This is a genomic window from Vibrio tapetis subsp. tapetis, assembly GCF_900233005.1.
GTDB lineage: Bacteria > Pseudomonadota > Gammaproteobacteria > Enterobacterales > Vibrionaceae > Vibrio > Vibrio tapetis.
This window is the reverse complement of the sequence record NZ_LT960612.1, coordinates 364,255-388,009: the sequence shown is the minus strand read 5'-3', so window position 1 is coordinate 388,009 and position 23,755 is coordinate 364,255. Positions and strand designations below refer to the sequence as shown.

Below are 23,755 nucleotides of genomic sequence, written 5' to 3'. Positions count from 1 at the left end.
CACAATTAAGGAAGAAAAAATGAAAAAGACACTATTAACACTTACTTTGGCTATCGTGGGATTTAGCGCAGTGGCGAATGAGATGGATCATAGCAAGATGGATCCTTCGAAAATGGACCACAGTATGATGGAAATGAAGTCAATGGATCACTCGGACATGGACGGGATGATGAGCATGCAAGCAATGTCTGATGTCGGTATGCCAGCCGCTGGAGCCAAGCCAGACAAAGTGGTGGCGGTAATACTGAGTGACGACATGCGGATTACGTTTAAAAAACCAGTGACGATTGAACCAAATGATGTGGTGCAATTTGTGGTGATGAATACCGGAAAAATAGATCATGAATTTTCTATTGGGTCGGTCAAAGAGCAGTTAGACTGTAGAGAGATGATGAAAAATATGGGGGATCATGCGCATGATTCTGACAGTACAGTGACGGTTAAACCGGGTAAGGCCAAGCAGTTACTTTGGCATTTTCATGGTGATAATAACGTAGAGCTTGCATGTAATATCCCCGGCCATGCAGAGGCGGGCATGGTGAAAAGTTTGGTTCTTTAATTGAAGAAATCAGCAGTAGCTCGGTGGCGTTACTGCTGACATCAACAAGCATTAACTTTGCAAAATCTTCAACGGCAAGCCAAGCATGTCGTCGCCAGTACCCGCCAAATACCAGATGATTCCGATTAGACAGGCGACCGTCGCGATATACCAACATGCCGAAAAGATCTGTCCTGAACGATCCAAAGGCAGTAGATGGCTATGGTGACGTGTACGCCATTCCACCACGATTTCGATACTACCAATGAGCAACATAAAACCAAGTAGCGTCAGGTTCAATGAATAGCTTAAAAACACACCAAATGCCGCGCCAGCAATACACAGTGATAAACCAACAACAGAGTTCATCGAAAAGCTGATACTTTTAAGTATGTGGCCGCCATCAAGTGGCAAGATGGGCAACAAATTAAACAAATTCAATAACGCATTAAATGCAGCAAGGCCTGCAAAGAAATCTGATCCCGTGACCCAATATGCGAGCAAAGATGCAACAGACATCAGTAGGCCAAAAGTAGGGCCCATGATTGAAATCACGACATCTTGCCAGCGTGTATTAATTCGCTCGTCACTTAGTGCTAAGCCACCCATAAATGGGATCAAATAAATGCCTTTGGTCTTCATGCCAAAATATTGCATCGCACGAATGTGGCCGTATTCGTGAAACACTAAACAGGCGATTAACGCGAGCGCAAATTGAAACGAAAAAAGCCAAGAATAGGCGGCGACACTGGCCCCCATTAACACCACTTTAATGACTTTGGCGCTTTTTAGTAGTTTGAACCCGAGTGAAGCCAAGCCAATAATGCTGAGTTTGTTTTGCTTTTCAATCGGTGTGACAGGCGTTTGCTGTTCGATGTCTTTGGTATTTCGACTGCCGTCGACAATGGCTTCATCATTAACAAAAAGCTGGTAGCTTATCGCAAAGGGCTGCCAAGTTAGGTCTGTAACCAAGCGCACGTTAATGGTTTGGGTTTGCTGAGCTACGTCGGCTTCACCTAACGTATTGGCATCTAGATTCCCGGAGGTATGTGTCGGTTGTGTACTCAGAGAAAATTGATGTTCTTTGATGCCTTCATAATCACTTGAAGCATGAATGACGGAAACCACTTGGTTGTCCCAAAAGAGTTGTTGCCAACCCGCCATAGATCCTTCAAGGCGCAGTGGCTTGCCTAAGCAGTCGATATTTAGTAATTCCAATGTATTTTCACTCTATTTGATAACAAAGCAGCCGATGACCTCATGCCGCGAGTCGTGTGCGCTATTCTAGCGTGCAGATTACCTGTGTACTAGCAAAGCGACGACTGAATTTAATAGTGCGACTTATCATTCGAATGAAAAAGGCCGACAATGAGTTTACTAATATGGATTCAAAGCGCTTTAGGAGCACTTACCCATTAGCGAATAAGTGCTGTGCTACAAGTGTGACGAGAACGGATATGAGACTTCTAACCACTGATTCTTTCCAGTAACTTTTGTCGAAAACCGATAGGGTCTTTGTGAAGCGCCTCGTGGTAAGCGACAAAGGCGCGATACCTTGGAGTGGACATTAGCCAAAGAGAAAGAAAAGGTAATATTGAGAAAACTAACCCCTGCCATTTATCTTTGTGCTCAAGGAATACAGCAAATAAAATATAACAACAAATCTGGAAATAAATGTTAATTATATTTATTCCTACTGCGTAAGCTCTACCTCTAATTATCAGTAAATTTGTTATCGAAGTGGTCAGAGACATTATTACGCCTAGTGCTCCAGCAAAAACAAAGTACTCCATAGTTGAAAAGTAATCTATATGTTGCGCAAGAACGAAGGTCAGAAGGATTACAGCAATGCCTCCACCAATTAAAATCGACATGATCACGGTGATACCAACGGCAAAAATCCATAGCGATAGTTCGTGATTTTTAAAGAAATTATCTGTCATGGGTTCCGAGTTCCTCATAAATCCTGATGGTTAACTAAGAGCTCTATCCAGTAGTTTTTGGCGAAAACCGACAGGATCTTTATGAAGAGCTTCGTAAAAAGCGACAAAGGAGTGATACCTTGGGGTCGATATGAGCCAGCCCGCCAGAATGGAGAAAATCGAACAACTCATGAAAAACCACTTATAATCATCTTCAAAAATAAGTAGAACTATAAAATAACCGGCTAGTTGAAAGTACAAATATATCTTATTGATAATAGTAGCTTTAGGTTTACCTCTGAAGATTAATATATTCGTAATTGAAGTTGAAATAGTCATCACTATGCCAAGTACGTACCCCGCAGCAAGGTACTCTCCAATCGTAAAATACCCAAGTACTTGATGCACAGTTAATAGCAGTAGGAAACAAGCTGCTCCTCCACCAATGATCAAAGTCATAATTACGGATATACCAATAACAAATATCCAGGGCGTTAATTCGTGACTTTCAAAGAAGTCATTTTTCATTGTTTCTGAGTTCCTCATAGAGCCTGATGATTAACCAATAGCTCTATCCAGTAGTTTTTGTCGAAAACCGATAGGGTCTTTATGAAGCGCCTCGTGGTAAGCGACAAAGGCGCGATACTTTGGAGTGGACATTAGCCATAGGGCCAGTAGTGGAAAACTGACGAAGCTTAGGAAAAAGTATTTATACTCATGTTCATAGATTACCAAAGCAAAACAATAGATCACGACCTGAATAAAAATGGTCATTTTATTCACCTTAACGAGTGCCTTTTTGCCTCGAATAATGAATAAACTAGGTACAACAGTGAAAAGAGTCATTGTGATCACTAGTAGTACAAAGTGAATACCATACATTTTTGGCGTGAATTCTCCGATGAGCTGCTCTAGTGTAAATAGCAACAGAGGTATGGTAACGCCTCCCCCTATCATCATGGATATGATAACGGCGATACCGACAAAAAAAATCCAGATCGATAATTCATGGTTTTCAAAAAAATCATCTTTCATTGTTACCAAGCTCTTCGACTATACTGATAACTTGAGTCTTGGACGTGTTACATTCCGTGAATATCAATCAAGGTTCCTATTTATGAGTTATTGAGTCTTTGTAGTAACTTTTCTCGAAAACCAGCTGGGTCTTGGTAAAGTGCTTCGTAATAAGCGACAAAAGCGTGGTATTTTTGAGTGGACATTAACCAAAGAGACAGGAGAGGTAATACTCCGAATAGCACTCCTAGCCACTTATCTTCGTGTTCAAAGGTCATTGCAAACAATAGATAGCATACAATTTGAAAATAGATGTTAATAATATTTAATTGCTTAGCACGAGGTTTCCCTTTAATTATGAGTAAGTTTGCTATCGAGGTAATTAAAACCATTAGAATCGAAAATATACCGGCAAGAGCGAAGTATTCCATAATGGAAAAGTAACCTACATATCGCTCGAGGATAATGGTCAATAAAAACACAGCAATACCTCCGCCAATCAATATAGTCATAATTACTAACACTCCAACGGCAAAAATCCATAGCGATAGTTCGTGATTTTTAAAGAAATTATCTGTCATGGATTCCGAGTTCCTCATAAATCCTGATGGTTAACTAAGAGCTCTATCCAGTAGTTTTTGGCGAAAACCGACAGGGTCTTTATGAAGCGCTTCATGGTAGCCGACAAAGGCACGATGCTTTGAGGTGGACATTAACCAAAGTGACATTAGAGGCAATACGCCGAAAAATAGGCCTAGCCATTTATCTTCGTGTTCAAATATTATCGCGAATAAGAAATAACTAGTGATTTGGACATAGGCAATGAGTTTATTCACCACCAAGGCTCTTGGCTTACCTCGAAAAATGAAAATATTAGATAAAGTTATGGCTAGGGCCATTAATACTTCTATTATTGTCAACGATATTCCAAATTGTTCTGTAGATAATTCTCCGGTGAATGTTTGAATTGAGATTATCACTACGAAGCACGCTCCCCCTCCACCAAGTAAGAGCAAGATGACATTTGATATGCCACAAGCAAAAATCCAGAGTGATAACTCGTGCTTTTCAAAAAAATCCTCTGTCATTCTTCCTCAATCCTTTTCAAAAGCGCTGATTTACTGGGGTTAGGCACAATTGGCGCATCCTTGCTTTAAAGGGGAAATAATCACATGCTGAAATTCGGTGTGTAAAACATCAATATTGATTGTTTTTAAACGAGCGAAATGAATGTGAAGTCACTTCCAGTCTATATAAAACTTATGCGTCGATTCGCTGTTATATGCGAAGCACTTCAATAGGTGAGAAGAAAAAACTGGGGTTGTCGTGAGCTTAAATGAGCATAAAATGCTTGTTCAGTGTTTTGGTTCTTAATGTAAAAACAGTTTTAAGGATAGCAATGAACAACTATTTCGAGAGCCCGTTTAAAGGGGTATCTATCGCCGATCAAATCACCAATTCGAACATCGTCGTGGGTAAACACAGCTATTACTCAGGGTATTACCATAACCACAGTTTTGATGATTGTGCGCGATACCTTATCTCCGACAGAGACGATGTGGATAAGTTGATCATTGGCAGTTATTGCTCTGTTGGTTCGGGCGCGGTATTTATGATGGCAGGCAATCAAGGTCACCAAAATAAATGGGTGAGCACTTTTCCATTTTTCTACCAAGATAACGAAAACTTTATCGGTGCTAAAGATGGTTTCCAGCGTGCTGGCGATACTGTGATAGGGAATGATGTTTGGATTGGCAGCGAAGCCATGATCATGAGTGGGGTGACGGTAGGGGATGGGGCAATCATCGCAAGCCGAGCTGTCGTTACCAAAGATGTGGCGCCTTATTCTGTTGTCGGTTCAAACCCAGCAAAACACATTCGTTTTCGATTTTCTGAGCAAGAAATTGCACAGCTTCTGGAAATGCAGTGGTGGCAATGGAGCGACGAGCAATTGAAAGGGGCGATGGCGTTAATGTGCTCGTCGGATATTACTGGTTTGCACGCGTACTGGCAGCGTACGATTACCCAATAGTTCTGACCTACTGTACCGATGTTGGCTTAGCTGGCAAGGTAGACACCTTTGCCAATAAACTGTTGATCATCCACCTGAGTTAATAAAAACCGGGCGAGCAGTTGAACGCTGATTTTACCACCCTGAAATGTGGTGCTACTTGTTTTAAGTGAGGAACTGGGTGGGTTGGTGTCCATAGCGCCGCAGCGGGCCATTGTCCAATTAACATCCGATTGTGCTAGCAACTGGTATTCTTTTTCTCGATCTATATAAATGTCTCCCAATAGTGCTGGGGCGATTTTATTCAATAAGATCTTCATAATAAAATTATTATCGTCTCCAGAAACGCGAGAGCTTACGCCGCTAGTGAGTATGAATCGACGGATGCCATGCTTTTTCAGTATTGGCAGCAAGGCTTGTGTACTGTTAAAACAGGGCATCTCTTTGGCCGATAATTTTGCCGTTTTGATGCTTTTATTCATGCCGGCAGGCCCCAGTGTTGATACGACGGCTTCAACACCTTTGACTAATGAATTGAGAGCGTTCTCGTCTCTTGCATCTCCTTTAATAACGGTAATATTTGGGTGTGCGCTTACCTTAGAGGGGGTGCGCGCTAATATTCTTAAGTGGTAATTCAGTGCAAGTGCCTCTTTAACGACTTGTTGTCCAACGAGCCCTGTTCCGCCTAGAATCGCGAGTGTTTTAACTGTCATAGCTTCTTCCTTATTTGGTTTAACAACAGTATGTCACTTGTTCATCTGTATGATTAGGGGGTAGTATTGGTTATCTTTGATTCTAAAACGGTATCAATTAATGCTACTTAATTATCTTAAACCAATGGCGATATTCGCAGCCGTCGTTGAAACGGGCAGTTTCACTTTAGCGGGTAAACGCTTAGGTATGCCGCGAGGAAAAGTGAGTGAACAGATCAGCCGTTTGGAGAGCTACCTTGAAGTAAAACTGTTTCAGCGAAGCACCAGAAAAGTCAATATAACGCCGGAAGGGCAAGCATTATACCAGCATGTGTGTCATATCATGCGCCACGGCGTTGAGGGAGTTGAAGAAGTAAAAAGTTTTGCTGAAGAAGTAAAAGGGAAGATCCGCATAACCACAACCAATGATTTTTATGAGCACTTATTACTGCCTATTTTGAAGCGATTCTGCCAAAATTACCCAGAAGTCGAGCTAGACCTGCAAATAACAGAGCTGCCATTATCTATTATTGATGATTCGATTGATTTGGCTATTCGCTCAGGGGAACTGCCTGATTCTGGACTGATCTCTCTGCCATTAGCTAAAACTCACCTTAAAGTCTATGCCAGCCCAGAGCTAAAAGACTCACTTCCTGATAGCCCAGAACAGTTAAATGATTATCGGTGGATAGCCATGAGTGAAGATGCCAAAGTCAGCCAATTTAAGCTGGTTTCCCAAAATGGAGGCGAATTTACGCTATGGCCTCATTACCAACATGTCGCCAGTAGTGTTGCTAGCTATAGTCCACTTATTGAACAAAACTTTGGGCTTGGAATGATGACTGAACACACGGGCAATGTGCTAGTGGCGAAGGGGCGGCTAATTCCAGTATTGCCGGATTGGAGCCATCAGTCGATGTCGATTTCATTGCTTTATCCGGCGCGTCTACATATGGCAAGACGAACTAAGTTGCTAATAGATGAGATAAAACTCGCGTTCAGTTCCCCAGAGTGATGGACTGACGGAGCAATTTTCAATTCAGGTCAGTTTGCTTAAGTTGTTATAGCAAGCTCAGAATTCTTGATTCATTTTGGCTAAACAGGTTAATAAAATTTCGCTCTGATCTGAAGGGATACTGGCAGTGAGCTCTTTAACTAGGTTTAGATGCAATTGATTGTGATGACGGTGAATCTTCTCGCCCTCAGAGGTGAGAGTCACCACAATAGCTCGACGGTCTTCAGGGTGAGGACGACGTTCAATGAGCTCAGCCTTAACCAGTTTTTCTATTTGAACGGTGAGCGTTCCGGTGGTGATACTGAGTTTTTGTGCCAGTTCTTTCATTCTTAAGGCACCGTGATTACCAAGTACTTCAATGGTATGTACTTGCGCAAGTGAATACCCCGTTTCTTTTACAACGGACTGTTCCCAAGACGACATTTTGTCGTAGAACTCAGTTAAAGCTTGATTCAGTTTTTCAATAGGTAGCATGTCTGGCCAAGGGGAGATTAAACAGTAAAGTCGATGTTATCAAACTTCTGCTAATTTTGTTTAACTACTGCAGTACATCCTACCTAATGACGGGCTATTCTTCACGCTTGCAAACCGCAAGCTCTGTATTAAATTTTGCCATAAACTCAGGGTTTTGTTTTAAGAAGTGTTTAGTGAAGTAAACCCCAAGTGGCTTTTCTTTGGCAATTTCGGTTGCGAATACTTCCTGCCATCCGTACTGCCTACTTAGTTGATCCATAGCCAAATTGTTCGCCATGATGGTATCAATTCGCCCCATCTTTAACTGGAGCATTAACTGCTCTGTGGTTTTAGGGCGGCTATTAATCGGGTACAGGTTAGACTCTAGCCATTTGGCCATATTGGATCCTTGAAATGCTCCGATTCGCCCGAGGTTGTCTCGGCTCACTTTGGTATTGGCTGGCCTATCATTACTGGGAACCCAGTACCATTGCCAATTTTGGCTGGCGAGTACGTCAGACATAACGGCGTAGCTATCTCGGTAGGCATTTTGTGAGCCAGCAAAGAATCCGTCAACTTCATGAGCCTCTGCCATATGTTGGGCTCGTCTCCACGGAACCACCAATACCTGTAGCTCTTGGCCCATACGTTCAAACGTACATCTTAACCTGTCTATCGCTACGCCCGTAAATTGATGATCAGCGATTTTACGAATTTCGGCATCGCTGGGGTAGCTGCCATAAGGTGACAAATTGTGTGTTGTGAGTACAACAGGTGCACTGAATGCTGATACGCTAAAGAGAACGAACGTTAATCCAAGAGCGAAAGTTTTCATCACTTATACCGAGTAGAGTTAAGTTAACTTTCAGTATAGGAAGAACTGAACAAAACGGTAACTCGAGCCCCAATTAATACGCTTGAATGCACCTGAAATGGGAGACCTAACTTAGTCGTGGGTTGAGCTCCAAAGTGAGGTGATGAATGGAATCGAAGCGAGCCAAGATGTCTTTGAAATCTTGAACGGTTTTATCACTATCAGATTCAAGAATGATGGCGGCTGAATAGTGGTGGCTGCTCACTTTCCAAATATGTAAGTCTTTGATTTTTGCCCATGGGGAGAGTGCATCGATGATCTTCTGCTTATGTGTATGAGTGCCGCTCTCATCTAATAGGATAGGACTGGTTTGTTTCATCAAGCCTATTGTCCATTTAGCAATCACAATCGCACCCACAATACCCATAACGGCATCTAACCAGTTCCATCCCAAGTACTTACCAAACAGTAACGCAACGATGGCGAGTAAAGACGTTAGCGTATCAGCGAATACGTGTAAATAAGCAGCGCGTAAGTTGTGGTCGTGGTGTCCGTGGCTATGTTCATCGTTCGTGTGCTCAAGGCTTGTATGGCCCTGGTGATCATGATGGTGAGAGTGGTCATGATGATCATGCAGAAGGTACATGCTCACTACGTTTACAATTAACCCGATAATAGCGACCATAATGGCTTCATTAAACTGTATATCTTGAGGGTGAAAGAGTCGATTGACAGACTCTATGACCATCATTAGCGCGACGTTCCCTAACGCAATAGCACTGGTGTAGCCCCCTAAAACGCTGACTTTTCCTGCTCCAAATGAGAATTTACCACTGTTTTCGTGTTTTTTGGCGTAACGATAAGCAAATAATGTAATGCAAAATGCGGCGGCATGAGTGCCCATATGCCAGCCGTCTGCGAGCAGAGCCATTGAACCATATACGGTGCCCGCTACGATTTCTGCCACCATTGCTGTGACGGTCAATATGAGTACATAGACGGTACGTTGCTCACCTTTTTGATTATGAGCGCTAAAATTGTGGCTGTGTTCAGAGGAGAATTGCAAAAGGTGACCTATTTAGTTTGATTGTCAAAATGTTTGATTGTTAATGTAGTTTGGTAATCAAAGCTTGTCAATAAACGGGGGCCATCAGTGATAAGAACAGCAACTAGATAGGGGCAGTAACGTTAAAGGTTACTGAGAACCATGATGTTCAGGTGGGATATAAATGGACATATAGTGGGTAAGAGATTTCGTTTCACTGATGTCAAAGCTCTCATCGAGCACTTCTAATTTCTCGATCCGATCTAGGCGAAAATTACGGTAACTCTCTCGCAGTTCACACCACGCGATGAGGGTCCATACTTTGCCCCAAAATACCTGGCCTAACGGATGAAGAACCCTTTGGCTTGAATCACCGTGTTCTGCTACATAACCGATGCGCACTTTGAGTTGGCTATCTGTAGCGTGGCGTAACATCTGACCGCGCTTTGCAGCCTGAGTTTGAATATGAAAGTTAGGCACCAGGATGGGAAAGCTCTCTACCTGACTCTTCTGTTTATCTGGCAATACCGAGAGTATTTTGGTGGAAGCAGAGCGGCTGGCATCGGCCAATTCAGCATCAGACCAAGCGCGAACCATTCGCATGCCAAGTTCAAGAGCGACCATTTCTTTTTCGGTAAACATAAGCGGTGGCAGGTGAGACCCGGCTTGTAAGATATAGCCAATTCCGGCCTCCCCTTGAATGGGAACACCGGAATGGATCAGCGACTGAATATCGCGATAAATGGTTCGCTCGCTAACCTGCATTCGGTTAGCCAGTTCGACAGCCGTTACAGCGTAGCGCTTTGAGCGCAGCAAAGTGAGCAATTCAAATAAACGTTCCGATTTACTCATGTTTTCCTCTTTGCTGGCTTAGAAGCTGTATTACGAAGTTAAGCTTGGCATTCACCGCTCATTTTAATGAACTGGTGCTGCATCGATAGGCTCTCTTGGCTGATCAGCGCAACCAATGGTTGGCAGTCAGCAGATTGCATAAATTGTTCACCTGCGGATTTCGCGTCGTCTAGGTTGCGCCAATAAACGACATCGGTCCAAGACTGAGTTTCAGGATTATGACTCACTGAACGATATAAGAAACCCGGAAGACTCGCAATGAACTTATGGCTTTGCTCTGATGCTGCGATCATATCTTGTTCTGACACATTTTCATTGGCTTTATACGATACGATTTCGATAACTTGTTGCATGGTATGTCCTTATTAGTGTTGTTGAGGTCGAGTTAAGGATACCTAAGTGGATTGTCAGAACCTGTCAGGAGTGATTCGATCTTTGTTGTGAGCGCACAAGTTAAGAGACTTGGCATTGGTGGTACTTTGACTCATAGTAGAGAGCTTGATTAAAAAGTACACGGATGGGAGCCGTTCCAGTCGAATGGAATTCACTTAGGTTGACGCCACAAGACAACGAACAATGAGCCTTTGCATTCGCTCGACATTACTACCATTACGCCTTCAAAATAATAAAGAGTTGATTATGAACACCTCTATTAATAACGCGATGAGTGCCTCTGTTTGGGCTATGCTGATTTTGCTTTCTATTCTTTGGGGCGGATCATTTTTCTTTGTTGGCGTGGCGGTATCGGAACTGCCTCCTCTCACGATCGTGACCTTTAGAGTTGGGCTGGCAGCGGTAACATTGTGGGTAATCGCACTGCTTATTGGGTTGAAACCACCCAAGAAGCCGAGTGTTTGGCTGGCCTTCCTAGGTATGGGGTTACTGAATAACGTTATTCCATTTACGTTTATTGTGTGGGGACAAACTCAAATAGCTTCGGGATTAGCGTCTATTCTTAACGCCGCCACGCCGATTTTTGCAGTTGTGGTAGCAGGCACTTTGTTGCCAGACGAGCGAGTAACAAAACTTAAATTAGTCGGCGTAGCGGCGGGCTTTTCAGGGGTTGTTGTGATGCTTGGAGTTCCCAGCTTAGTGGGTGGCGGAAATTTACTTGCCCAGTTTGCCATTATTGGTGCGGCATTGTCTTATGCATTTGCGGGTGTTTATGGGCGTCGTTTTAAAGCCATGGGTGTCAGTCCAATAATCATTGCTGCAGGGCAGGTGACGGCATCGACCTTGGTGCTCATCCCTATTACCTTGTATACCGACGGAGCGATAGATATGGCGAGAATTAGCACGGAAACTTGGTGGTCAATGATCGCGTTAGCTGTGCTTTCTACGGCGTTGGCTTACGTAGTGTATTTTAAAATCCTAGAACGAGCAGGGGCGACAAACGTGTTGTTGGTGACGTTATTGGTGCCAGTGTCAGCGATTTTACTAGGGTGGTTATTTTTAAATGAATCATTGGCACCGATCCACTTCGTTGGTATGGCATTAATTGCGCTGGGTTTGTCTGCAATTGATGGTCGCTTGTGGCGTCGTTCGAAGATAATAGCCAGTGAATGACGACGGTTTCGCATGTCGATATGAGGGGGATAGGATAAATACAAGTTGTCCCAATATGAGACAACTTGGCTTAGTCTCGGTGTAAAAGTGGTTACATCTCTTTCATCGCAGAAATGACTGATGGGTCATTAAGCAGGTTGAATAGTAAGCTTTTAGCTGATGATCGTTGGGCATCAGATAAAACCTTTTTTGGGTTCTCTCTTGATTGAGTCAGGATGTTTTTGATAAAGCGACTGTTAGTACCAGAGATTTCGTAAACATACCTAAGCGTGTCTAGCAGCTCACCTTGTGGCAAGCTATAAACGCCCATCTCACAACTCAGGTTGTCCATAGAGAGAAAGTTATTTACAACGACTTTGCGTTCAGCCTTAAACTTCTCTTGGGCTTCGTAGGAATCAATCAAAGCCTGTACTCGTTCCGCTATTGCGACAGGTACTTCCATTGTTTTCGTTTCATGAGTCATTACTGGTTGTCCTTTTTACTAGGTATCATCACTAAGCCCAGTGTACGCTTTATCTCGCGTTAACATCAACGTTTGGATTGAAGTAAAGCTACGCAACAGCAAAAAAATAACGTTACAGTGATCCTGTTACTTATTTGGTGAGATACCCAGCTTTAAGAACGCTTAGGTAATGAGGGGCTGTCTAGCCAATATGCGTCATTTCGTTAAGGGTAAATTGCGCGACACTACCTTCAGTAGCGGCTACGTAGTCGGCAATATGCTGGCTAGCTAGATGAGCTTGAAGCAGCTCGCGTGAGGTCCAGTTTTCATAAAATACGAAATGGGCTGGGTTGTCGTTGTCTTGATGTAAATCGTAGTTAATGCAACCTTCTTCAGCTCGAGTAAGTTCGATTAACTTAAGCAGTTCTGTGCGAACGAGTTCGATTTTGTCTTCGTTTGCTACGATGTTAGCGACGATGGTTAGCTTTGTCATGTTTTGCCTTATCATTAAATTTGACGGGAAAAATGTCCGAATATCTTGATTGCTCTTGTGTTGTTGAGCGCTATGATAGAGTAAATCTTAAAAACAAAAACAGCGCAATGATTGAAATATTATCAAAATAAATTTGATAATTAAGGCTGAAGAAATCGCGTTAATTGGTCACTTAGTTAAGTAGGTAGCGTATGTTAAATAATATTAATCTAAATTTATTGCGCTCATTACAAGTGTTGTTGGAAGAGTGCCATGTGAGCCGAACAGCGAATAGGTTGAATATAAGTCAATCTGCTGTGAGCCGCCAACTTTCTCAATTACGTGAGTTGTGTGCTGACCCGCTGCTTGTGCGTCAGGGTAATTTGCTCATACCGACGCCAAGAGCTCTCGTTTTGCGAGGCAAATTAGATGCTTTGTTTTCTGAATTTGATCACCTGTTGGATGAAAAGCCGTTTGCTCCTAGTGACTGGCAAGGGGAGGTCGTACTGGCTTCCAGTGATTACGTGGCGCAGTATGTGCTGCCTGATATCGCCGCGCATTTAAGTGATCTTGCCCCTCAGTTAGATATGACTTACCGGCTTTGGCAGCCGGATCAGTTGGACAAACTTCATGAAACAGGGATTCATATTGCTTCGTCTATGTACCCTGAGAAACCTGAAGGGGTGTCGAGCATAAACATTGGGTCTGACTATTCAGTTTGTCTGATGAGTGCGAGTCATCCTTTGGCTGATAACCCTGATCTTGAAGTGAACGACTTGATACGTTATTCACATATTAAGGTGACAGGAGGGGGCGATAAAGATTCGCACACCGATCTGGCGCTTAGGAATCTGGGGTTGGAACGCCATATTACGTTAAAAGTCCCTTTCTTTTCTGCTGCCATTAACCGATTGGTATCCAGTGAGCACTTGATGGTCGTACCCGAGCACATAGCAAGGAATTTGAGTAAACACTGGGATTTGAAGTATAAATCCTTGCCGATTGATATGGCCAAGCACCAATATTGGCTCATGTGGCATCCCAAATACGACAGTGACTCCGCTCATAAATGGCTGCGAGAAGAAATTCGGGCGGTGATGGCCTTGGCTGAGTATTCGATTCGATAGCGACCGATTTGATAGTAGCCTCGTTGCGATTATCTTTGGCTATGATTCAAAATCATGACCTTCATGAGTAAATGTGATTTCCTTTCATGGCTCGTCTGTTGGTAGATTAGGCTCAAACAGGAGAGCTTTTTATGACGTTAACAGTTTGGTTGTCACTTTTTATCGTGTGCCTTTTAGGTGCGATGTCACCAGGCCCGAGTTTGTCCGTTGTCGCTAAACATTCTTTAGCTGGAGGGCGAAAAAATGGGATCGCCGCGGCTTGGGCTCATGCGCTAGGAATTGGTATTTACGCAATAATCAGTTTGGTTGGCTTGGCGGTTGTCTTGCAGAAAAGCGAGTTGTTGTTTAAATCGATCAGCTTGGCGGGCGCCGTGTACTTGGCCTACCTTGGTGTGAATGCGCTTCGTTCAAAAGGCGGTGTTGCGGCTAAGCTAGGTGGGGGAGAAGAGACCAGTGTGATGCAATCGGCACGAGAAGGTTTTTTGATCTCAATATTAAACCCCAAAATTGCTCTGTTCTTTATTGCTCTATTTAGTCAATTTGTGGCTCTAGGAAATGAATTAAGCAACCAGCTTATCATTGTCGCGACGCCACTATTATTAGATGGCTTGTGGTACACCTTGATTACTTTGGTGTTGTCCAGTTCTCGTGTGGTTGAGCGGATCAGAGCGCGAGCCGTATTGATCGACCGTTTGTCAGGAGTCTTCTTAATACTGCTTGCCGTTCGTGTTGTTGTGACGATATAGCGTATTTTCGTCTTGAAATAGAGAGATCGAGCAAGGGGCAATCAATGTTGATTGCCCCTTGGTGTATAGAGTCCCTTGGTGTAGGAGTACTAAAGTGCCTGTTCAGTTGAGACAAGCGAGACGCGGGGAGAGACCGCATGCAGAGCGATGTTATGGATCATCTCATCGACGGTTGTGCAGCAATCCACCAAAATAGACACCGAATACTTGTCTGCTGCAGGTGAGATGGCAGTATGCGCAACACAGTTTTGGGTCATCATGCCGCAAATCATTAATTCTTCAATATTATGCTGCTGTAAAACCTCATCCAAGTTGGTTCTTTCAAATCCGTCAGCAAAATTTTTAATGATCACTTCTGCGTTAGGCGCTAGTGCCAACACTTCAGGATGAATGTCGGCCCCGACGCTGCCTTGATTAAAGAAAGGAGCGACACCGTTAGATGGATCAGCAATATGTTGGACATGAATAACCGGTATATTTTGGCTATTGGCGAGCTCGATGGCTGTTTTCACATTAGTCAGTGTTTGTTCGGTATTCCACAATGGGAATTTACCACCTGCGAAATAGTCATTTTGTAAATCGATGACGATGAGTGCTTTCTTGTTCATTATGATCTCCTAAATAGAGGCTGTGTTCGATAGAATGATTATCGCCAAAGATAGGAGTGTGCTTAAGAGTCTAAAATGACATATTATGAGTCAAAAGCGACAAAGGTGTACTCTGCATGAAACGAATCTCAATCGGTATTTACCACTACACCAATGCCTTAAAATCGGCCATATACGGGTTAGAAGAAATGTTTTTTTTAGCGAATCAAATTTGTGATGAGCAGAAATTGGGCACCAAGTTTATGCCTGTGATCTTCGAAACTCCGCCACCGATTGACCAAAAGTTTGCCGTTATTTTGCTGCCGCCTAGTTTACAAAGCCAAGCGTATCTTAGTGCGAATTCTAATGATCTCGAATGGCTAATTACCCAGCATGGGCAGGGTTCCACAATAGCTTCGGCATGCGCGGGGGCTTTTATCTTAGCTGCAACGTCTTTGGTTGATAAGCGCGCGGTGACCACTCATTGGGGCCTGTCGGAGCTATTTCATCAGACCTTTCCTCATATAGAACTTAAAAGTAATGAAATCCTGATTGATCATGGAGACGTGATCACCGCTGGTGGCATGATGTCTTGGGTGGATTTGGGCTTTGAGTTAATTAAAAAGTACACTAATGCCAATGTAATGAGAAAGCTTGGAAAGCAACTGGTGGTAGACACCGCTCCGAGGGAACAACGTTTTTATCAACAATTCACGCCCTCTCTTTTGCACGGTGATCAGCCCATTGTTCGAATTCAGCAGATCATGAATGTGCAATACATGCAGAATATAACGATTCAATCGCTTGCCGCTCAGGCCAACTTAACGCTTAGAACAATGCAGCGTCGTTTTGTAAAAGCCACCAGTGATAATCCGAATCGTTATTTGCAGAGGTTAAGAATTCAAAAAGCGTGTGATCTATTAGAGAGCACACAAGCTTCGTTTGAAACCATTGCCAACAAAGTCGGCTATGAAGATGCTAGCGCCTGCCGGAAGATTTTCATCAAAACCATGGGACTGACACCAAAAGAATTTCGTACGAGGTTTACAAGAAATTAGCTTAATTAACCTTGGTTTGGCGAACGATGTTTGTGGTGAGGTAGGTGAAGCCAACATGATGCTGCGGCTTCACTCGATGCGTTTATTCAACGCCAGTAAATGTCGGCAGTAATTCCAATATGTTTAATAAACTAATGATAACGATACTTAGCCCATAAATGGCGACACCAGCCAGAACCCAATTGCCGCCTGGTACCCGATATTGTTCTGTATTTCCAACGAGATCTTGCCCTTCTTTTGATCTCAGTTGCCTCGCTTTTCGCACCAAAAGGGCGGGAATAATGCATGCCCAAACTGCCGCCGCAGACCCGGCATAGCCAATCGCAGCCAAGAATCCAAATGGGAATAACAAAGAGAATATGAGCGGCGGAAGAAACGTCACAGCCCAAGTTTTGCCGCGCCCTTTTGGTGAAGATTCAAATTGAAATAGGTCAGCCAAAAAATCAAAGACCCCGAGCCCTACGCCAATGAAACTGGATAAAATGGCGGCGGCTGAAAATGCGCTGATTATCGTTGATAGCGACTCTTCTTCCAACACACTTCGAAGGCTGCTTAATAAGCTATCGATATTACCACCAGACGCGATGATGGCCGTGAAATCGGCTCTTGGCAAGTTGCCATAAATGCTGACTAACCACATGATATAAATAAATAAAGCGATGAGCATTCCGCCTACGATGGCATTTTGCGCCCGCCTTGCTTCCAAGTAATAATCACGTAATGTTGAAACACTGTGCTGATAGCCAAACGATGTTAATGCGACCGGGAAAAACACCCAAATGTATTTTGAGTATTCAACACTGAGCTGGGAAGAATCAAAGAGCACGCCTAGCTTGATATTAAACCAGAGGCCAGCAACCCCAAAGCTAAAGCTGAGAATCATAAATAACATCAATATTATTGATATTCGGTCGACCATTTTGGTGGAATGCCAGACCAACAATGAAAAGACCAATACAAAGATAATGGAAGCAATTTTGGGGTTAATTCCAAAGTATCCGTTAATGATCAATCCAGAAGATGTGATATAGGCGTAAAGTAAAATCCCACCAACAAAGTAGATCATCGAATTATTCAGAATATTGACATTTTTACCGAGTAGATCTTTCGTAATGGAAGAAAATGAAGAGCGATATGGGTAGTCTTTTAGTACCTCAAGAAGTAAGCAGCCACTTGCTGTCATGACTACCATCGTAAATATCAAAGCCGCGATGGCTCCGAGTGTCCAAGACCCTGCTCCGGCAGCTGGTAGGCCCAGCATCCCCGCACCGACACAAATACAAGCAACAATGCATGCGCCGCCTACAAGGGAGGGCGGATTTTCTGATTGTAATTTGTCTATCGCTTTATTTTTTATATTCCCTTTTTCTGTGCTTTCCATAGTATTTTACCTGTCATGTTTTTGTAGTGACGATGAGGCGCTTTGAGCGCGATGGAGCTGGAATACTATCGTCTGAATACATAAGTAAAACAGTAATTAAGTGTTAATTTAGTATAAATATTGAACAGGTAATTCATTGCGTTGCTCGCCTAATGATGCCATTAAACGCCCTATTTCCAGGACATGGAAAAGTCTTGATCTTTAAAGGCTGCCGCGAGTCCTGTTACTTGCTGCATTCTCAATACTTCGTCTTGATCCATCCCAAGTTCTGCGCAAATTTTGCTATTGCTCCATCCCATTTCTCTAAGTTGAATAACAAGATTTGCCGTGAGCTCTACTTGGTGGGAACCACGGGCTAAGTTATGTCGAACCGAAGTGGAAATACAGTCTTGTTCTGGCAGGGTTAACACCACAGAAGGAATGTAACCCGGGATGGATTGCAATTCAGGATTGTTTAGAAGAAGTTGATATCGGTGAAATCCATCAATCAGAATGTATTGGTCAGTAATTCCTCTAAGGCGATTGACCAAGATTGGCATCGTGACGCCACTTTGATCGATAGAGTGTTTTAACAGTGTGGCCTCAGGAGGGGCGACTTTGTTTGGGTTATAGTGATTTGCGTGAATTTTGTGGATTGGAAGTAAGTTCACTTTGCAAGCAGGAGGCAGAGCGATAATCTGATTATTGAGTAAGTCGACAATGGTATTAAATACTTTTACCTTTTCATCAATATAGTTTTGATTGTTCGTCAAATCTGATTCAAATGATAGGGAATTTTGTAGGGTTTCATTTTCCATTTGTATTTTTTCCTTCTCCATAGAGTGCGTGATACTGCTTGGCAACAGATTTGTTGTAACCAAAAGAGAGCCCACGACACCAGTAATCATTTTTTATGAGGACTTTGCAGATTCGCCTCCAGCTTGGGACCTGCTTTCGGGATTCTAACTTGCTGTCCGCAAAATCGGGAATGGATGTAATGCCTTTTTGCTCTCCGTTTTTTCGCCACCATAACAAGAACTTAAAAATACGTTCTCGATAATGCTGTTCAATATGAGGGGGCATGGTTTTTAACAGGTATTTGCTGTATTGCCGATAGCTAAGGCCTGGGGGGAGTTGGAATCGGTAATACCCCAGAATTCGACCTTGTTCTTTGGAGTAGCGCGCACCAAAATTACACCCCTCGACTCTGGCGACTAACCTTTGCCACGTGTTTGGTTCTAAAATTTGATATAACCACAATCCTTTTCTTTGTTCATCGCCAAAGGGCTGGCAGAGCCGTTGCATAGAAAGAGGAACTCCCGCCTTATGCATCAATTCATAGATTTTGTTGTAATCCCACTGGAAACGATCATTTGCAATCCAAATGTCCTGAGTTTTCCAGTCGTACAGTGGATAGGCCATGTAGATGTCGGGCTGCATTTGAGTGGTCCAAAACTTATTATTAAACTTCTTCTTATGACGATTTTTAATGGTATTGAAACGGTGTAAAGATTCGTCGGCGCGCAATCCGATTAAAACCGCGATGGGCTCATTTTTTTGTTGTTTAAACCAGTGCGCAAACTCGAAAACGAAGTCTTCGAATTCCATGCCAGAATAAAAAAAAGAAAAGTAATTTGGATTCGATATTACCCCATTGACTTGCGGCATTGCTCTGACCCACTGAGATGTTTTTGACGCATCCCAACATAACCATTTAGGTTGAAACTGCGAGGTTGAGTTTCTCAGGCTTAGTGGCAGACAAATCCAGTACGGCTTTACCTTTCCCGTTAGAACCATTCGTTCGATAAAGGCATGGGTTTCTTGATACTGAGCTTCAAAGTCAACAATAAGTACATCCACGGGAAGGCGGTTTTTTTTCGCTGCTTCTTCAATGGCTAAATTGAGTAAGACACCGGAGTCTTTACCACCAGAGAAGGAAACGTAGAAGTGGTTGAAATGGTCAAAAATGTAGGAAATGCGACGCTTCGCTCCTTCAAGGACGTTGTAATCAAGAGTTACCTTGGCTTTTGTTTTCATAAGAAGTACGGTTAGTTAGCTTAGTTTCCTTCAGATTGAGTTTTTGGCTTAGACAGTACAAATAAATAAACACTAATTTATTTCTGAAAGTAACTTAACCTGCCCGTTATTTTCCCGAAGATAATGGTTTGCTCTGGAAATTCTTGCATAAGCATAATGTCATCGCCTTCTCTCTCATATCGGTAGAACAAGAAGCGATATCCAGAAGAGATTCTATTGAATTTGTCGTTTGGACCTTCATTTCTATCGTCGACGATCATTTCTCTCGAATAAACAAAATAAATGAGTTGATCAAGAAAAATGAACTGTCTCGCTTCCACTTTCCATTCTGATACTAAATCACCATTAATATTAGAGTGTAAGGCAACAACTTTACCGCGATAACAAGTTAGGAATGTTTCCCGTTCAGTTGTGTTTATTGATAAGGTGTATTTGCAGGTTGTACCATTGATAAAAGAAAAAGAGACCAGTATTATCATGATCACACTTAATATACCTGAACAAACTACTGTGTATTTTCTAATCATATAACCTATCCTTAATCATCCCTGTCGATTGAGAAAAATAATACGATCCCTTTTGTTTGTTGATGGTCGTCATATTCGGGCCATTGCCTTTTATAAAGCAGACGGAGCCTTCGTCAAACATTATGCATTCTTCTTCTACCCATGATAGCTTGATGTAAAATAAGACGTACAACAAAAACATAATAATTACGAGCGATGAGTAAAATGAGAATGAAGAAATGTAATCATGGCTTGTTTGTTTAGAAGAATATTTTAGTGAGTGCTCTGTCGGGTCGCTTTTAACTTGAACCTTGTGTGATGAATTTTCGACTGGCGCATTAATATAGACATCAGGGAGTTCGATTAGATACCCTTTTCTCGGAATATTCACAATCGTCACATTGGCAAGTTTCAATATTTTTCTCAAGTTCGTTATCGCGACTGGAAGTGAATTTGGTCCAATGATATCAGCACATCCCCAAGCCTCTAGAATAAGGGATTCTTTAGTGACCACTTTATTTTCGTTTTGCAATAATTTGTTGAGTATGCAACTTTCAGGAATGGTGATAGAGAAGGATGAACCGTTGCCAAGGACAAGTTCAGCGCTGACGTCTGTTCTTTTTAGTACATAGTCTCCTACGGGAACCTCTAAGTGCATCAATGGCTCAGTTCTTCTCATTGGACATTCCTCACTACTGTTTTATCGAATCGGACTATTTCCGTTTGTAAGAACCGCTCTATGCATCAGAGCGGACAGCATCATCGTTGTGCGCTTGTTATCTTTGTTTATTTATTGATAAATTTGTAGGGTTATTTTATATAATTTATATAATTTATATGAAATGTAAAGCGGAGCGACGGAAGTTTTTCTTGATATTTAAGATAATTCTGAGACTAGTTTCAGTCTTTTAAGGTGATAAATTGAGTGAATTAAAATAAATATGATGATCTGATTTTTTTGGCGTGGTTTTTGTATTGTTACTTCTGATTTTTTAGGGGGTAAATAGATAGATAAAGAAAGGGGAAGCATTGCACTTTATCTGGTTACCTATCAAGACTCCCGGTCAATTGAGTGAACGAATAGGCTCTCAGGGCTGAATGAAAGTTCATGTCCACCTTTTTTTAAAAAATACTCATTCATCCATTTGGTGTGTTTGGTGGGAAACGTGCAATGTACATTGATATTGAGAATCAATTTATTGTCGCACAGATCTAAAAAGGACTGCATGGACCTGCAAATTAACGTCGTCATAAATGGCATCTCTCATCGTGAATATTATTAATTTTATTATTGCTGAACTTATTGATTTTTGTAGTTATTAATGGTTAATTAATTATTTTTCTGATCGTTTTTATCATGACGAAAGCTATTATAACGAAAGTCGGTTTTCTTATGATTATTTACTATTAACTTACTCTTTGGTTAACGTAATACCTGATAGCATTTATAGTCATATTAAGCGACAGGAATAGCGGCATGAATCAATTGAGGGTGGTTGGCTCTGTTAGTGCTCGTAAAGCGGTGGTCGCTGACTTCTGCTCGGTACGTAATTTGTGCTTAGAACAAGCTCAGCATCAGTGTTTGGTTTACAAGAAGCTCAGTTATTGGTCTACCAAGGTGTCTCGATATTGCCTCCGACAAAGGAAGCCGTTTTGTCTTGATGTGGCTCCGGGGCGTGCTCAGTACAAGCAGCTACTGGATAATGAGAATGTCTTTTTTGTGTCTTAGAGCAAAATACAAACAAAGACTTGGTCGCTTTACTGATAGCTGAACAAGTAACAAAAACAAACGGGTTAGACCCGAAAGTGCTTAAGCTGGTGAAAAACAGTCACCATTTATACATCCATCGATTTTTTGTTTCACCTTCTTATCAAAGGATGAGTTTGGGCAAGCTTTTAATTGGCGCGTTAAATCAATGGTCAAACAGAAGTGATATTAAAGGTATTGCTCATTTAACTAAAAAATAGAGGGCCTCACAGCGTTCAGCTGTGAGGTAGCAAGATGGTAAATCAATGTGTCTTGAAAAAGCATAATTTGTCTTGTTGATGTTCCGCGAGCTTGGATAAAAAAGAAGTCGCTTCGACAGATTGTTGCAGAGAAAGTAGATTTTTATCCAAAGAGATATTGATCTGATGGAGTTTGGTATCAAGCGATGTCATCGATGCCCGCTGTTTTTTGGCAAAATGAGCGATAGTGCGATTTTTCTCGATCATTGCTTCAATCCCTTCTAACAGCGTCTGCATATCAGCGGTATTTAGGTTGGCTAGAGAAGCGTTTTCAACCACTTTTTCTAAACAGGTATGCACGGAGTTTACGGCTTCATTTGCCCCCTCTTGTAATGAATTCACTAATTCTTGAATGGACACGGTGCTTTGTGATGTTTTCTGCGCAAGGAGTCGAACTTCATCAGCGACGACGGAGAACCCTTTGCCTTGACTGCCAGCTCTGGATGCTTCGATTGCTGCATTGAGTGCCAATAGGTTGGTTTGTTTTGCGACGCTTTCTATTAATTCTAGAAACTCGCTGACTCTGGTCGATAGGTTTTGCAAATTTTTCGCTATTTCCACTGTTCGATTGAGTTCTTCGGTCAGTTCATCTGAGAAAATGGCGCGAGCAAGGGCGGATTCTAGACCAGCTTGAGCAATAATCGCCCCTTTTTCTGCGTATAATATGGTTTCTTCAGAGTCTTTCTCAACTCGCTCAGAAGTGGTTTTGACGCTTGAAAATGAGGATAAAGTGGCCTGTATCTCGGATTGTTGGCGTATCAGCCCCGACTCTAAAGCGGTTAACGAGTCTGTGGATTGAGTGGTTAAATGAGCGAAATTTGTGGCGAGGGTTTTGTAGTCATTCACATTGGTTTCGAAAATTTCTAGGGTTTCGAAAATATCTAAGGTGGTATTGGTATATCGATTCAAAGAACAAAACACACCTATTTCATCTTGAGTTTGGCTTGTTACGTTGTCTCTGGAGTTTTCCCCTGTGGCCATTTTTCCGATGATCTGGCTTAGGGTCACAATATGGAACTTAATACGTTTTGAAACCCAAATGCTGCTAATCAGAGCCATCAATATTGCGATCCCTGTTGTTCCAATCAGTACCCGTTTTGTCTTGTGTACCAGCTCCATAACGATGGCGAGAGAGGCACTCGCTTTCTGTTCCAATTTCTCAAGCTCACCGAACGTGTTCTCATACTCGATTAACATTATGTGTGAAGCTTCCGCTTTCTCTAAAGCGCTTGTCAGCATAGTGTGAGAAACGATGGTTGCTAACACCATCAAACTGAGTGCAATGAATGCGGGCTGAAGGATTTGCGCTGTGAGTGGTAAATTTTTCCAGGGCATGGGGCCACCATTTCCTAATTAAATGATTGCTAGTTGGTCGAATTAAAAGGGGCATAATAATTTTAAAAATAGATTATTCCTTTTTCTCGAACGAATATGCACTTCGTGAAAGTATGCTTATAACGAAATAACGAGTTTCGCTATAGATTAAAATTA

General features: G+C 42.4%; 30 protein-coding genes. 9 read left to right on the top strand and 21 right to left on the bottom strand.

What is annotated here, in order from left to right; translation table 11 throughout:
• Positions 1 to 19: 19 nt before the first annotated feature.
• Entirely contained in the window at positions 20 to 559 is a 540-nt protein-coding gene (gene copI, locus VTAP4600_RS18855) for a copper-resistant cuproprotein CopI (protein WP_102524337.1), read from the top strand.
• Between the two features lie 51 nt (positions 560 to 610).
• On the opposite strand, the gene VTAP4600_RS18850 is transcribed toward copI, so the two are convergent.
• The 6 genes from VTAP4600_RS18850 to VTAP4600_RS18825 all read right to left on the bottom strand — a co-directional run bounded on the left by VTAP4600_RS18850 (position 611) and on the right by VTAP4600_RS18825 (position 4,562).
• On the bottom strand, positions 611 to 1,756 hold the full coding sequence (locus VTAP4600_RS18850; protein WP_102524336.1) for a site-2 protease family protein: 1,146 nt from the start codon (positions 1,754 to 1,756) through the stop codon (positions 611 to 613).
• A 248-nt stretch (positions 1,757 to 2,004) separates the two neighbouring features.
• Positions 2,005 to 2,481, bottom strand: coding sequence for a hypothetical protein (locus VTAP4600_RS18845; RefSeq protein WP_102525446.1), 477 nt, complete (start codon positions 2,479 to 2,481; stop codon positions 2,005 to 2,007).
• A gap of 30 nt (positions 2,482 to 2,511) precedes the next feature.
• Positions 2,512 to 2,988, bottom strand: coding sequence for a hypothetical protein (locus VTAP4600_RS18840; RefSeq protein WP_102524335.1), 477 nt, complete (start codon positions 2,986 to 2,988; stop codon positions 2,512 to 2,514).
• A 30-nt stretch (positions 2,989 to 3,018) separates the two neighbouring features.
• Positions 3,019 to 3,495: a hypothetical protein gene (locus tag VTAP4600_RS18835; RefSeq protein WP_102524334.1), complete on the bottom strand. Its 477-nt coding sequence runs from the start codon at positions 3,493 to 3,495 to the stop codon at positions 3,019 to 3,021.
• 80 nt (positions 3,496 to 3,575) lie between these two features.
• Positions 3,576 to 4,055, bottom strand: a complete 480-nt coding sequence (locus VTAP4600_RS18830) for a hypothetical protein (protein WP_102524333.1) — start codon at positions 4,053 to 4,055, stop codon at positions 3,576 to 3,578.
• 30 nt (positions 4,056 to 4,085) lie between these two features.
• Complete coding sequence (locus tag VTAP4600_RS18825; protein WP_102524332.1) at positions 4,086 to 4,562, bottom strand: hypothetical protein; 477 nt, start codon at positions 4,560 to 4,562, stop codon at positions 4,086 to 4,088.
• Between the two features lie 311 nt (positions 4,563 to 4,873).
• On the opposite strand from VTAP4600_RS18825, the gene catB reads away from it, so the two are divergent.
• On the top strand, positions 4,874 to 5,506 hold the full coding sequence (catB, locus tag VTAP4600_RS18820) for a type B chloramphenicol O-acetyltransferase (RefSeq protein WP_102524331.1): 633 nt from the start codon (positions 4,874 to 4,876) through the stop codon (positions 5,504 to 5,506).
• A gap of 26 nt (positions 5,507 to 5,532) precedes the next feature.
• On the opposite strand, the gene VTAP4600_RS18815 is transcribed toward catB, so the two are convergent.
• Positions 5,533 to 6,198 carry an NAD(P)-dependent oxidoreductase gene (locus VTAP4600_RS18815; protein WP_102524330.1) on the bottom strand — a complete coding sequence of 222 codons (666 nt, stop codon included), beginning with the start codon at positions 6,196 to 6,198 and terminating at the stop codon, positions 5,533 to 5,535.
• A 100-nt stretch (positions 6,199 to 6,298) separates the two neighbouring features.
• On the opposite strand from VTAP4600_RS18815, the gene VTAP4600_RS18810 reads away from it, so the two are divergent.
• Positions 6,299 to 7,192: a LysR family transcriptional regulator gene (locus VTAP4600_RS18810; protein ID WP_102524329.1), complete on the top strand. Its 894-nt coding sequence runs from the start codon at positions 6,299 to 6,301 to the stop codon at positions 7,190 to 7,192.
• A 57-nt stretch (positions 7,193 to 7,249) separates the two neighbouring features.
• Here VTAP4600_RS18810 and VTAP4600_RS18805 read toward each other — a convergent pair whose 3' ends face one another.
• The 5 genes from VTAP4600_RS18805 to VTAP4600_RS18785 all read right to left on the bottom strand — a co-directional run bounded on the left by VTAP4600_RS18805 (position 7,250) and on the right by VTAP4600_RS18785 (position 10,709).
• Positions 7,250 to 7,666: a MarR family winged helix-turn-helix transcriptional regulator gene (locus tag VTAP4600_RS18805; protein ID WP_102524328.1), complete on the bottom strand. Its 417-nt coding sequence runs from the start codon at positions 7,664 to 7,666 to the stop codon at positions 7,250 to 7,252.
• Between the two features lie 94 nt (positions 7,667 to 7,760).
• Positions 7,761 to 8,480, bottom strand: a complete 720-nt coding sequence (locus VTAP4600_RS18800; RefSeq protein WP_102524327.1) for a substrate-binding periplasmic protein — start codon at positions 8,478 to 8,480, stop codon at positions 7,761 to 7,763.
• A gap of 106 nt (positions 8,481 to 8,586) precedes the next feature.
• Entirely contained in the window at positions 8,587 to 9,525 is a 939-nt protein-coding gene (dmeF, locus tag VTAP4600_RS18795; protein ID WP_102524326.1) for a CDF family Co(II)/Ni(II) efflux transporter DmeF, read from the bottom strand.
• 129 nt (positions 9,526 to 9,654) lie between these two features.
• Positions 9,655 to 10,356, bottom strand: a complete 702-nt coding sequence (locus VTAP4600_RS18790; RefSeq protein WP_102524325.1) for a helix-turn-helix transcriptional regulator — start codon at positions 10,354 to 10,356, stop codon at positions 9,655 to 9,657.
• A 38-nt stretch (positions 10,357 to 10,394) separates the two neighbouring features.
• Positions 10,395 to 10,709 carry a hypothetical protein gene (locus VTAP4600_RS18785; RefSeq protein ID WP_102524324.1) on the bottom strand — a complete coding sequence of 105 codons (315 nt, stop codon included), beginning with the start codon at positions 10,707 to 10,709 and terminating at the stop codon, positions 10,395 to 10,397.
• A gap of 286 nt (positions 10,710 to 10,995) precedes the next feature.
• Between VTAP4600_RS18785 and VTAP4600_RS18780 the strand changes: the two genes are divergently transcribed.
• On the top strand, positions 10,996 to 11,922 hold the full coding sequence (locus VTAP4600_RS18780) for a DMT family transporter (protein WP_102525445.1): 927 nt from the start codon (positions 10,996 to 10,998) through the stop codon (positions 11,920 to 11,922).
• 91 nt (positions 11,923 to 12,013) lie between these two features.
• Here the strand turns inward: VTAP4600_RS18780 and VTAP4600_RS18775 are convergent, their stop codons facing one another.
• Together VTAP4600_RS18775 and VTAP4600_RS18770 are read right to left on the bottom strand one after the other, a co-directional pair.
• Positions 12,014 to 12,385, bottom strand: a complete 372-nt coding sequence (locus VTAP4600_RS18775) for a hypothetical protein (protein WP_102524323.1) — start codon at positions 12,383 to 12,385, stop codon at positions 12,014 to 12,016.
• Between the two features lie 181 nt (positions 12,386 to 12,566).
• The gene (locus tag VTAP4600_RS18770) at positions 12,567 to 12,857 is read right to left on the bottom strand and encodes a putative quinol monooxygenase (protein WP_102524322.1); all 291 of its coding nucleotides are present in this window, start codon (positions 12,855 to 12,857) and stop codon (positions 12,567 to 12,569) included.
• A gap of 191 nt (positions 12,858 to 13,048) precedes the next feature.
• Between VTAP4600_RS18770 and VTAP4600_RS18765 the strand changes: the two genes are divergently transcribed.
• Positions 13,049 to 13,963: a LysR family transcriptional regulator gene (locus VTAP4600_RS18765; RefSeq protein ID WP_102524321.1), complete on the top strand. Its 915-nt coding sequence runs from the start codon at positions 13,049 to 13,051 to the stop codon at positions 13,961 to 13,963.
• Positions 13,964 to 14,094: 131 nt separating this feature from the next.
• A complete protein-coding gene (locus VTAP4600_RS18760) occupies positions 14,095 to 14,709 on the top strand; it encodes a LysE family translocator (RefSeq protein WP_102524320.1) in 615 nt (204 codons plus the stop codon).
• A gap of 89 nt (positions 14,710 to 14,798) precedes the next feature.
• On the opposite strand, the gene VTAP4600_RS18755 is transcribed toward VTAP4600_RS18760, so the two are convergent.
• A complete protein-coding gene (locus VTAP4600_RS18755; protein WP_102524319.1) occupies positions 14,799 to 15,317 on the bottom strand; it encodes a cysteine hydrolase family protein in 519 nt (172 codons plus the stop codon).
• 116 nt (positions 15,318 to 15,433) lie between these two features.
• Here VTAP4600_RS18755 and VTAP4600_RS18750 point away from each other — a divergent pair, with 116 nt between their 5' ends.
• Positions 15,434 to 16,354, top strand: a complete 921-nt coding sequence (locus tag VTAP4600_RS18750; RefSeq protein ID WP_102524318.1) for a GlxA family transcriptional regulator — start codon at positions 15,434 to 15,436, stop codon at positions 16,352 to 16,354.
• Positions 16,355 to 16,436: 82 nt separating this feature from the next.
• Here VTAP4600_RS18750 and VTAP4600_RS18745 read toward each other — a convergent pair whose 3' ends face one another.
• From VTAP4600_RS18745 to VTAP4600_RS18725, 5 genes are all read right to left on the bottom strand, one after another.
• The gene (locus VTAP4600_RS18745) at positions 16,437 to 17,735 is read right to left on the bottom strand and encodes an aromatic amino acid transporter (RefSeq protein ID WP_102524317.1); all 1,299 of its coding nucleotides are present in this window, start codon (positions 17,733 to 17,735) and stop codon (positions 16,437 to 16,439) included.
• Between the two features lie 170 nt (positions 17,736 to 17,905).
• Positions 17,906 to 18,532, bottom strand: a complete 627-nt coding sequence (locus VTAP4600_RS18740) for an IbrB-like domain-containing protein (RefSeq protein WP_102524316.1) — start codon at positions 18,530 to 18,532, stop codon at positions 17,906 to 17,908.
• Positions 18,522 to 19,751, bottom strand: coding sequence for a DUF3440 domain-containing protein (locus VTAP4600_RS18735; RefSeq protein ID WP_102524315.1), 1,230 nt, complete (start codon positions 19,749 to 19,751; stop codon positions 18,522 to 18,524). Before VTAP4600_RS18735 ends, VTAP4600_RS18740 begins: the two co-directional genes overlap by 11 nt.
• A 77-nt stretch (positions 19,752 to 19,828) precedes the next feature.
• On the bottom strand, positions 19,829 to 20,278 hold the full coding sequence (locus tag VTAP4600_RS18730; protein ID WP_102524314.1) for a hypothetical protein: 450 nt from the start codon (positions 20,276 to 20,278) through the stop codon (positions 19,829 to 19,831).
• Positions 20,271 to 20,936 carry a winged helix-turn-helix domain-containing protein gene (locus VTAP4600_RS18725; RefSeq protein WP_102524313.1) on the bottom strand — a complete coding sequence of 222 codons (666 nt, stop codon included), beginning with the start codon at positions 20,934 to 20,936 and terminating at the stop codon, positions 20,271 to 20,273. Before VTAP4600_RS18725 ends, VTAP4600_RS18730 begins: the two co-directional genes overlap by 8 nt.
• A 798-nt stretch (positions 20,937 to 21,734) precedes the next feature.
• Here VTAP4600_RS18725 and VTAP4600_RS18715 point away from each other — a divergent pair.
• Complete coding sequence (locus tag VTAP4600_RS18715; RefSeq protein ID WP_102524311.1) at positions 21,735 to 21,986, top strand: hypothetical protein; 252 nt, start codon at positions 21,735 to 21,737, stop codon at positions 21,984 to 21,986.
• 20 nt (positions 21,987 to 22,006) lie between these two features.
• Entirely contained in the window at positions 22,007 to 22,225 is a 219-nt protein-coding gene (locus VTAP4600_RS26750; protein ID WP_102524310.1) for a GNAT family N-acetyltransferase, read from the top strand.
• 42 nt (positions 22,226 to 22,267) lie between these two features.
• Here the strand turns inward: VTAP4600_RS26750 and VTAP4600_RS18705 are convergent, their stop codons facing one another.
• The gene (locus tag VTAP4600_RS18705) at positions 22,268 to 23,599 is read right to left on the bottom strand and encodes a methyl-accepting chemotaxis protein (RefSeq protein ID WP_102524309.1); all 1,332 of its coding nucleotides are present in this window, start codon (positions 23,597 to 23,599) and stop codon (positions 22,268 to 22,270) included.
• Positions 23,600 to 23,755: the final 156 nt, after the last annotated feature.

What these genes read in the sequence shown, in the direction of transcription:
- VTAP4600_RS18745 (WP_102524317.1), bottom strand. Translation starts at nt 17,735, where the DNA reads ATGGAAAGCACAGAAAAAGGGAATATAAAAAATAAAGCGATAGACAAA.
- VTAP4600_RS18845 (WP_102525446.1), bottom strand. Translation starts at nt 2,481, where the DNA reads ATGACAGATAATTTCTTTAAAAATCACGAACTATCGCTATGGATTTTT.
- VTAP4600_RS18790 (WP_102524325.1), bottom strand. Translation starts at nt 10,356, where the DNA reads ATGAGTAAATCGGAACGTTTATTTGAATTGCTCACTTTGCTGCGCTCA.
- VTAP4600_RS18765 (WP_102524321.1), top strand. Translation starts at nt 13,049, where the DNA reads ATGTTAAATAATATTAATCTAAATTTATTGCGCTCATTACAAGTGTTG.
- VTAP4600_RS18725 (WP_102524313.1), bottom strand. Translation starts at nt 20,936, where the DNA reads ATGAGAAGAACTGAGCCATTGATGCACTTAGAGGTTCCCGTAGGAGAC.
- VTAP4600_RS18735 (WP_102524315.1), bottom strand. Translation starts at nt 19,751, where the DNA reads ATGAAAACAAAAGCCAAGGTAACTCTTGATTACAACGTCCTTGAAGGA.
- VTAP4600_RS18770 (WP_102524322.1), bottom strand. Translation starts at nt 12,857, where the DNA reads ATGACAAAGCTAACCATCGTCGCTAACATCGTAGCAAACGAAGACAAA.
- VTAP4600_RS18815 (WP_102524330.1), bottom strand. Translation starts at nt 6,198, where the DNA reads ATGACAGTTAAAACACTCGCGATTCTAGGCGGAACAGGGCTCGTTGGA.
- VTAP4600_RS18705 (WP_102524309.1), bottom strand. Translation starts at nt 23,599, where the DNA reads ATGCCCTGGAAAAATTTACCACTCACAGCGCAAATCCTTCAGCCCGCA.
- VTAP4600_RS18750 (WP_102524318.1), top strand. Translation starts at nt 15,434, where the DNA reads ATGAAACGAATCTCAATCGGTATTTACCACTACACCAATGCCTTAAAA.
- VTAP4600_RS18825 (WP_102524332.1), bottom strand. Translation starts at nt 4,562, where the DNA reads ATGACAGAGGATTTTTTTGAAAAGCACGAGTTATCACTCTGGATTTTT.
- VTAP4600_RS18715 (WP_102524311.1), top strand. Translation starts at nt 21,735, where the DNA reads ATGAATCAATTGAGGGTGGTTGGCTCTGTTAGTGCTCGTAAAGCGGTG.
- VTAP4600_RS18780 (WP_102525445.1), top strand. Translation starts at nt 10,996, where the DNA reads ATGAACACCTCTATTAATAACGCGATGAGTGCCTCTGTTTGGGCTATG.
- VTAP4600_RS18835 (WP_102524334.1), bottom strand. Translation starts at nt 3,495, where the DNA reads ATGAAAGATGATTTTTTTGAAAACCATGAATTATCGATCTGGATTTTT.
- VTAP4600_RS18830 (WP_102524333.1), bottom strand. Translation starts at nt 4,055, where the DNA reads ATGACAGATAATTTCTTTAAAAATCACGAACTATCGCTATGGATTTTT.
- copI (WP_102524337.1), top strand. Translation starts at nt 20, where the DNA reads ATGAAAAAGACACTATTAACACTTACTTTGGCTATCGTGGGATTTAGC.
- VTAP4600_RS18805 (WP_102524328.1), bottom strand. Translation starts at nt 7,666, where the DNA reads ATGCTACCTATTGAAAAACTGAATCAAGCTTTAACTGAGTTCTACGAC.
- catB (WP_102524331.1), top strand. Translation starts at nt 4,874, where the DNA reads ATGAACAACTATTTCGAGAGCCCGTTTAAAGGGGTATCTATCGCCGAT.
- VTAP4600_RS18740 (WP_102524316.1), bottom strand. Translation starts at nt 18,532, where the DNA reads ATGGAAAATGAAACCCTACAAAATTCCCTATCATTTGAATCAGATTTG.
- VTAP4600_RS18775 (WP_102524323.1), bottom strand. Translation starts at nt 12,385, where the DNA reads ATGACTCATGAAACGAAAACAATGGAAGTACCTGTCGCAATAGCGGAA.
- VTAP4600_RS18785 (WP_102524324.1), bottom strand. Translation starts at nt 10,709, where the DNA reads ATGCAACAAGTTATCGAAATCGTATCGTATAAAGCCAATGAAAATGTG.
- VTAP4600_RS18760 (WP_102524320.1), top strand. Translation starts at nt 14,095, where the DNA reads ATGACGTTAACAGTTTGGTTGTCACTTTTTATCGTGTGCCTTTTAGGT.
- VTAP4600_RS18755 (WP_102524319.1), bottom strand. Translation starts at nt 15,317, where the DNA reads ATGAACAAGAAAGCACTCATCGTCATCGATTTACAAAATGACTATTTC.
- VTAP4600_RS18730 (WP_102524314.1), bottom strand. Translation starts at nt 20,278, where the DNA reads ATGATTAGAAAATACACAGTAGTTTGTTCAGGTATATTAAGTGTGATC.
- VTAP4600_RS18840 (WP_102524335.1), bottom strand. Translation starts at nt 2,988, where the DNA reads ATGAAAAATGACTTCTTTGAAAGTCACGAATTAACGCCCTGGATATTT.
- VTAP4600_RS18810 (WP_102524329.1), top strand. Translation starts at nt 6,299, where the DNA reads ATGCTACTTAATTATCTTAAACCAATGGCGATATTCGCAGCCGTCGTT.
- VTAP4600_RS18800 (WP_102524327.1), bottom strand. Translation starts at nt 8,480, where the DNA reads ATGAAAACTTTCGCTCTTGGATTAACGTTCGTTCTCTTTAGCGTATCA.